Below are 6,669 nucleotides of genomic sequence, written 5' to 3'. Positions count from 1 at the left end.
CATCGGTTACATCACGCCACAAGAAGCAGAGGAGGCATTCTACGTAAGCTTGAACGCTGACGAAAACGCAGCCTAACTATTGAACCAGAAACTCTCCGGTAAACACGGGGCGGTTCACACGCGCAGGAAGGTCTGGCCCAAATCCAGGCGCTCTATCGCATCGAAAAAGACCTGCGCGGCCTAAGCGCAGATCAACGCTGTGCTGCACGGCAGGAACGATCAAAACCCATCATCGACGCTTTCGAGCTTTGGCTCGCCCGACACCGCGCCCGCGTCTCAGCGAAATCACCCACCGGTGAAGCCCTAAAATACATCGCCAAATACTGGGCAGGCTTGTGCCGGTTCCTTGACGATGGTCGCATCGAAGTCGACAATAATCCTGTCGAGCGCACGATCCGCCCCATTGCCCTCAATCGCAAAAATGCACTCTTCGCAGGCCATGAGGCAAGCACACAAAACTGGGCCGTCATCGCGTCTCCGATCGAGACCTGCAAACTCAACGGGATTGAGCCCCACGGCTATCTGTCCGCCGTCCTGACAGCCATTGCTGGCGGGCACAAACAAACGCACATCAAAGAGTTGCTGCCGTGGAACTACGCAAAACCCGTGTGAACGGCACACCGCTTACACTACTCGGAGACCGGTATCCAGAACAAGTTCCCGACCTACACGCCGACTCAAGCGCCAAAGCCCACAGCGGAGGCCCGTAGCAAAGACACGACCTTCAGCACCGTCATCGACGAGGAGGTCATCCACAGCATCCGGACTGTGCCAGCCCCCTGACCTCGATGCAAAGGCCTCGGGTGTCGCTGGCGCCATCATGACCGGAGCGCCCAGCGTCTTGGGAGGCGTCGCGTTCTCGTCACCCAGAGCGGCCACCGATGGCGTTGTCACCGGTGGCATCGAAGCATCCGCGACTTCCTAGTCAGCGTGAGCGTCTTCGTCGGTCGGCAGATCCGCGAAGGCCGGGGGTGCGTCGCCTGCTTCGGTGAACATATCGACGACAACCGTCTCGGTGAAGCGCTCGTCGATTGTGATGGCACCGATCGGGTCGATCTTCATCCGATCGAGTGTCTCAACGAGGTTCTTCCACCAGAACTCCTTCTGGGCATTCCACTGGCTGCCGAAGACGCGCCAAAATGTCCAACCGGCGCGTTCAAGGGCGGCTTGGCGCGCCATGTCCCGGCCCCAGACTTCGGGCCCGTGATATTGATCTCCGTCGAGTTCGATGGCGAGGCGGCGATCATCGTGACCTTCGACCACGAGGTCGATGGAGAATCCGCCGGCCTTGACCTGCGGGCGGACACGGTAGTTCGCCTCGAGGAGCCGGCCCAGCACTTCGCGCTCGAAGCCGCTGTCGCAGCGGTCCATGAGGTCGGCGCTTTCGGTGCCAGTAACGACCCGGCCATTCGGCATCGGGTCGGCGAAGTGGTGAAGGATGTCCGCCTTGATATCGGTGGGCTTGAGATCCTCGAGGCCGACGGAGCGAACGAGGTAGAGTCGGTCCCGGGCCCGGCTCATGGCCACGTTGATACGTTGCTGGTCAGGCTTGGAGCTTTGGGATGTCACCCGACCAGGGGTTGCCACCATGGACAGGAAGACGATGGAACGCTCCTGCCCCTGCATGGTGCGCGCGTCGCCATAGATGATCCGGCGCTCCTCGATTTTCTCCGGACCGATGCGCTCGTCTTCGACCAGCATCCGACCGATTTTTTCGGCCTGCTCTCCGCCGATCAGAGAGATCACGCCGATATCGCGCCCTTTATGGGCCGGGTCATTGATGATCTTGGCGATCTCGTCGACGATCCAGCGGGCTTCATAGGGGTTGGTCTTGCCCTGGCGCACGGCGCCGGGAATGTAGACATCCACCAAGGGCGGATCGAAGCGCTCGGAGGCCTTCGGCACCCGGAGCGGGACCAGGGCATTGTTGTAAAAGCGGGTGGAGAACTGGATGATCGGCGCCACGCAGCGAAAATGCTCACGCAGCATGACGTGGCTCTCGGGGTGCATGCGCTTGGTCATCTCGAAGATCGAGGTGTTCTCGTCGATCAGCCCGGCATTGGGCAGCCCGTCAAGGAACTCGGCGCGCAGTGCATTGATTTTCTGAACGGAAATACCGACCGCGCTCGGCGAGACCTGTGCCTCGTCACCCACGACAAGGATCTTCTTGCCGCGTGCCAGCGCCGCGATCGCGGTGATGTCGCTCTGAGAGGCCTCGTCCAGGATGACCAGGTCGAAATCACCGAACTCAGGTGGCAGTTGTTCGGGAATCTTGTATTCGGGCATGATCCAGACCGGCGCTGCGGAAGAGGCCTGTCGTGCCGCTTCCTGTGCCGCCCGGATGAAACGGGGCGCCTTCTTGCCCTTGCCGGTTCCGATCTTGGAGATGGCGTGGGTGAAGGCTTCCATCGCCTGGCGCACGCGCGGCGTCATGCGTCGGGCGAGACCCAGCAGGGTGCGGACACGAATCAGATCTTCGAAGTGTTTGCGTCGCCGCTGCATCGCGTCGGCCTTGGCCTTGCGGTATTCGTCGCCATTGCCGAGCTCGATGATGTGCTGGACGCGGGTTATCATCATGGCCCAGCTCCAGGCCGCCTGCCATCTGTCGGGGATCAGGGAGGGTGCGTTGAGAGGATCGTCTTTCAGGCGCTCGGCCCATTCCGGCGCACCGCAGTCGGAAAGCACTTTCAGGGCCGCGCCCAGCTGCTTGAGCCGGGAAGCAATCTCGGAGAGGCGCGTGATCTCCCTAGTGATCTCGCCACGCAGGGTGACGATCTGCTGAGGATCGGTTTCCGGTTGGCCGATTGCGGACGCAAGGTCGCGCATGGCACCGAAAATCGGCAGGGCCTTCTTACCGGCAATCGCGGTGAGTGTGGTGAGCGCCTGAGGCGTGCGGTGCGCATCCGGAAGGTTGGCGCGCAGGGCGAAGAGCGCAGGCTGGCAATCGAGCGCCCTGATTGGCCCGTCGATGTCGAGGCCGTAAGGGAAGAGCGCACGCAGGGCTGTGCGAATGGGGACGAGACGTCGTGCAATTTCCAGCGCGCGGTTTGCTTCTGACTGCCTGTCTCTCAGGTATGTCGCGAGCGCCCAGGGGTCGTGGGGCACAGACCCCATGACACCGAACCCGATGAAAGGCATGAGGGCGCTGTTGATGCTGTCCCTGCTTTTTTTCAGGCGGCAGGCTGCATGGACTGCGCGCCAGTCATCAGCATTTGAGGGCTGTTCGCCGTTGACACGGACGCTGGCAACAGCCTGCTTGAGAGCCCCGCCGAAAAGCGAGAAACCAACCGGCTTTTGACCGGCGGCGCCGCGTTGCGCCGCGCCCTGAAAATCCTCTAGGCTGCATGCGTCGAGCGAGAAACGAACAGTGGCGATCGCTTCAAGATTTTCTTGCCGGGCAAGAACGTCCCGGATCTTTTCGATCGCGGAGCAGTCGAGCGGAGCCTCGTTCTGGATGGCGAGAGTTGCGAGATCGCGCTCCTGTTCACCCAGCTCTTCGATTGCAGCAGCGCAAGCCTCAAGGTCCTGAAGAACGTTGCGCGCCTGGCTTTCGGCGCCGGCGCTGTCGAGCGCCATTTTAGCTGCGCCGGAGTAGTCGATCACCTCGCGGGAGTTCCAGGCAAGCTCCACATCATGGGCGGCGATCAGGTCGGCTGTTGCGGGCAACTCGTCCGGCTGTGGAAGATCTGCGCCGGCGTAGATGATGTCGCCAGCGAGCTCGGGCAGAGCCTGCCTGAGGTAATGAAGAAGATCTGCCAACTGCGAAGGCGGGAGATCCTTTGGCCGGTCGGTGAACCAGCCATGCTGTTCGGCGTCGGCTTCGAGGATTTCGACGAGATCCATCGGGGGATGGGTTTTCCCCTGCCACTCAAGAGGCGCCAGATTGGTGCGGGCGATCTCTGCAAGCTTCAGGTCCGCCTGCGCAGCCTCGTTGTCGCAATCGACGATCTTGCGCTCAAGCATGGCTTTCGTGGCGAGGGCTTCGTCGATATTCAGTCCAACGACTTCGTTCGAAAGCTCCGTGACAGCATTCTGCAGCTGTTGTGCGCTCTCGCGGTCGGTACCGACCGAGGCGATGACGAGGGGCTGGAGGCTCTTGGGAAGTTTCTCGCGCACCGCGGCGATAGCCTCTGGCGTCCGGGCGGTGACAAGCACACGCTTTCCGGTCGCCATCTGATGGCTGATTATATTCGCGATGCTGTGGCTTTTCCCGGTGCCGGGAGGGCCGGAAACCGTTGCGACGTGGAGCGACTTGTCGTCGATCATGCTCGAGATCTTGCCCTGCTCCTCGTTGAAGGGGAGAGGGAAGAAATGCACCCGCCTCGAGTTCAGCTTTGCAGCCGCCCCGCCCACAGGGCTGGCGGATGGCTCCCGATCGGATGCTCTGGAACCGGACGGGGAATTCCAGGTGTTTTCCCCTGCCCCGGCCAGAATGGTGCTGTCGATGCCCCAGTCGGAAACCGCCGCAAGAGCGACATCGGAAGGCGGCTTTGCGAAGCCCTTGACGGATGACGGCACGGAGATGTTCTGATCCGCGATCCGCTTGCGCAGGGCATCCAGATCCTGAGACCGTGCCTCGTGCGATCTCGGCCGGCCAAAGATCGCCCAGCTCGAGGCGATCCTGAGATCGGAGCCGATGCGAGGAAGGGCTTCACCGGCATCGATGCGAACCCGGTCGATATGCTCACCTGTGCTCGAAAGGTTCGAGGCGGCGGTATCAAGGATGGGCTCGAGTGCGGTAGTGAAGGGAGAGATCTCCGCGTCTCCCTGCATGATCTGGGCAAGGCGATCTTGCAGGTCACGCTGAAGCTTGGGGGAGCCATCGATCTCGATTTCGAGATAGGGCTTCAGGGAGAGGGTTGGCGGAAGGTCGCGAGGATGAATGGCGATCGCACCACCGTCTTCGACCTCGATATCCACCAGCTGTTCCACGATCGGCATGTCGATCCTCTGGCCGGCATGCTCCCATCGGCCGATTCCGATGCCCCAGACCAGCTCGGGCGGGGTGGATTCAGCCGTGTGGATGCTGGCGTGGATCTTGAAGAGGTCGTTGTAAAAGGAGATCGATTTCCGGGTCGGTTTTTCATCTCGCGCCCAGTCAGCCCAAGGGCCACGGGTATAGCGCTGGAAATCCCGCTGCATTTCCTTGCAGTCTTCGGCAAGAAGAACGATCTTGACGTGGTTTTCGATCTCGACACCATCGGCAATGACCGCCTTTACGTTTTCAGGCCGCAGCAGACCCGCCTCTTCCAGGTCGGAGGCCTCCTCGATCGAAACCTCGATCGAGATGGCGCTTTTCATGACCGGCGGCTTGGCGGGATCGGTGGGGCGCGCGGTCAGGAAGCTGGCGACGTAGTCGATTGGCTCTGGCGGTTTGGTTTCACGCTGTCTGTCGATGCGGAGCCAGGAGCCATCATCGCTATCGAGATGCAGGCCGGGGAGTCCCTGCATATCACCTTCATGAAAGACACCAAGCCCTGCGGACATGGTCATCTGGACCTTCTCGCGCGCGGTCAGGACACCCTGAGCAAAGCCAAGAAGGCCAGAAAGTTTCTGGCGGTCGTCGGGGGACAGCTCCTCATCCGGTACGACCGTGTATTTCTTGTTCATTTTAGATCCCGGCCTCTGAATTCTTCAAGAAACCCTAAGTTCGGTTGACTTCGACACAGATGTGTTGGGTTTGGAATCGCGGTTCTGGTTGAAGCTGACCGCAAACACAACCCGAAGACGATCATTCTGATGTTAAAAGCAAATTTTGGTGAATTCAGTATTGTGCTGAACCAATCTGAAACCAACTGTTGGCTCTTGCAACAGCAAAGGCCGATCTTAAAATCACCCGTACCGGCGGTGCAGCGGAAACGGTCCCGTGAGAAGATGATGGGGAGTCCGCTGAGACGCTTTCCGCCATCACGGTCTTTGACCGTGATGGGCGATGTTGCAGAACTCAACCGGTGAAGTCTTCACATGAAGAACCCATGTGGTTAGGTGGCAGGCATGAGCAAGCCATCGCCCGCCCGCTACCGCACGACGAACTGGTCCACCTACAACGAGGCGCTCAGGAAGCGGGGGGGGCGTTGCCGATACACTGTCCGGCAGCACATGCCTGCATGTGTGAGAGGGTGGTTGGACAAGGGCATGAAATGGCACGCGCCACATGAAGGCCGCCCTGAGCACCCACCGGTGTTCTCGAATGCGGCAATCCAGTTCTGCGTGCCCACTGCCCAACAGGGCATTGTACAACAATGTCCCGAGAGCGGGTCAAGGTGCCGCTCAGGCAGACCGCGGAGATGGTCGCCGGTCTGCTGCGGCTCGCGAGGCTGGACTGGCTCATTCCAGACTACTCGACCCTGTGCCGCAGGCAGAAAACCCTGAAGGCTCAGATCTGTTGATTTTCACTGAGAACTGACCCGGTATTTGCGTCGAGATTTGACCCACGCTGAGTTATGCGTCTTTGTTTATGGCGCGGTCAAAGTTTTGGTCTCCTTGCCTATTTTCTTTGTGGCCTCAGAACTGGCCTTGAACCGGTAGCTGTCGTTGCCAGTTTCCAGAATGTGGCAGCGGTGCGTGAGCCGGTCGGGGTAATCCGGTAATCCCCCCGTTTTTGCGGGGGCTTGGTCGTAGAATTTATGCGGCCATTTTCAGTTTCTGGACGGGTGTCATCCCGCCGTT

At 60.4% G+C, this 6,669-nt stretch carries 1 protein-coding gene and 3 pseudogenes; 2 read left to right on the top strand and 2 right to left on the bottom strand.

Annotated elements, in window-relative coordinates; translation table 11 throughout:
- Positions 1 to 102: 102 nt before the first annotated feature.
- Positions 103 to 612: pseudogene (locus Q4543_RS23425) on the top strand (transposase); the annotation flags it as partial.
- 309 nt (positions 613 to 921) lie between these two features.
- On the opposite strand, the gene Q4543_RS23420 reads toward Q4543_RS23425, so the two are convergent.
- A complete protein-coding gene (locus Q4543_RS23420; RefSeq protein ID WP_303442385.1) occupies positions 922 to 5,610 on the bottom strand; it encodes an AAA domain-containing protein in 4,689 nt (1,562 codons plus the stop codon).
- Between the two features lie 384 nt (positions 5,611 to 5,994).
- Between Q4543_RS23420 and Q4543_RS23415 the strand changes: the two are divergent.
- Positions 5,995 to 6,383 (top strand): annotated as a pseudogene (locus Q4543_RS23415) (transposase); the annotation flags it as partial.
- Positions 6,384 to 6,455: 72 nt separating this feature from the next.
- On the opposite strand, the pseudogene Q4543_RS23410 reads toward Q4543_RS23415, so the two are convergent.
- Positions 6,456 to 6,575: pseudogene (locus Q4543_RS23410) on the bottom strand (ATP-binding protein); the annotation flags it as partial.
- Positions 6,576 to 6,669: the final 94 nt, after the last annotated feature.

Origin of the sequence: Salipiger sp. 1_MG-2023 (assembly GCF_030547555.1) — a bacterium.
GTDB lineage: Bacteria > Pseudomonadota > Alphaproteobacteria > Rhodobacterales > Rhodobacteraceae > Salipiger.
Note: the sequence above shows the minus strand (reverse complement) of the source record. Positions and strands in the feature narration are given on the sequence as shown.